The 1,494-nt window shown below is 34.8% G+C and carries 1 protein-coding gene; it reads right to left on the bottom strand.

Annotated elements, in window-relative coordinates; translation table 11 throughout:
- Positions 1–1,172: MATE family efflux transporter (locus RB298_RS00125; protein WP_486045153.1), on the bottom strand; the 1,172-nt coding region annotated here is incomplete at its 3' end.
- Between the last annotated feature and the right edge of the window lie 322 nt (positions 1,173–1,494).

Raw genomic sequence — 1,494 nt, 5'->3', positions numbered from 1 at the left:
CCTGATATCGTTGGAATAGCAGTTTTTCCTAACCCTTGTAGAGTAAATCGATAGACAAAAAGGAACGATAAAATAATGTAAAGGAAGCCGTGTATAATCAAAAACGTGTGTGAGAGTTCTAAAATTTCGTTTTGATCTGTTCCTACAAACAATGCTGTGAGTTTCTTACCTCCAAAAAACATAATTACTCCTAGTGCTATAGCCATTCCTATAGAAATAGCTAAACATTGACGCACCCCTTTTAAAATTCTTTTATGTTTAGTTGCTCCATAATTTTGGGCAGTAAAAGTAGTCATTGCCATACCGAAGGAACGAAGTGGTTCAACGGCCATTCCTTCAATTTTTGAAGCTACTGCATATGCTGCAACAGCTGCAGTCCCCATGTTGTTAACTGCAAACTGCATAATAATAACCCCTAGAGCAATAATTGAAGATTGAAAAGCTACTGGTAGACCAAGTCTCAGATTACCGAATATAATCTTCTTTTCAATCTGACTTTTATATCCCTTTAAAGATAAAAATGAATATTTTTTTCTGATAGACATTGCACATAGAATAGCTGCAGTTCCCTGCGATATGACCGTAGCTAAAGCAGCACCTCGGACCCCAAGAGGAGTATACTTAACTAAAATCACATCGAGAATGATGTTTAATATGGCACCAGCTAATAGATATATAAAAGGAGTACGACTGTCTCCCAGTGCTCTCATCGTATTAGAAAAGAAATTAAACATTAAAGAGGTTAATATACCTAAAAAGATAATCTGCAGAAAATCATGAGCATAATCCCATATATCAGCAGGTGTCTGCAAAATATTAAGGAGTGTACTTACGCCCGATAAACTTAAGATTGTTAGCAATAGACTAGCAATCAAACAGATCAGCAAATTGTTAACATACATAGTTTGTACTCTATTCATATCCTTAGCACCAAAATTTTTGGATATTAGAATTGATAATCCAACTGTTAGTCCTTGGGCAAATCCAATGATTAATAATGTAATACCGTTTGTGCTACTAACCCCTGCTAATGCATTTAAACCAAGTGTCCGATTAACAATATACGCGTCTGCCGTGTAATAAAGTTGCTGTATAATATTCCCCAGTAACAGGGGAATCGTAAATTTGACTATTTGTTTATATGGAATTCCTTGTGTCAGAGTTTTTTCCATTTCCCTCGTGCTCCTATACTAGAAAATAATGCTTTACTCTTAGTCAATAACGTAAGAGTAATTGACATTATAAAGGTTAAAGTGTTCTTTAAAGCAAGTACTAATAAAAAAGGCTTAGCGCATACATGCACTAAACCTTATCCAATCTATACTTTTTACTTTACGAAATTTCTCCAATCATATTGGGGTTCATAACCGAGTATACGCTTGGCCTTTTCATTTGAAAGTAATGTCTGATTTTCAGTTAATTCACCTGTAATTTCCACATTTGGATAATATTCTATAACTAGTTGCTCAGAGGGTTTTTCCATGACCGTATTAT

This window comes from Priestia sp. BR_2 (genome assembly GCF_041954005.1).
Classification (GTDB): Bacteria; Bacillota; Bacilli; order Paenibacillales; family Paenibacillaceae; genus Paenibacillus_AQ; species Paenibacillus_AQ lautus_A.
Note: the sequence above shows the minus strand (reverse complement) of the source record. Positions and strands in the feature narration are given on the sequence as shown.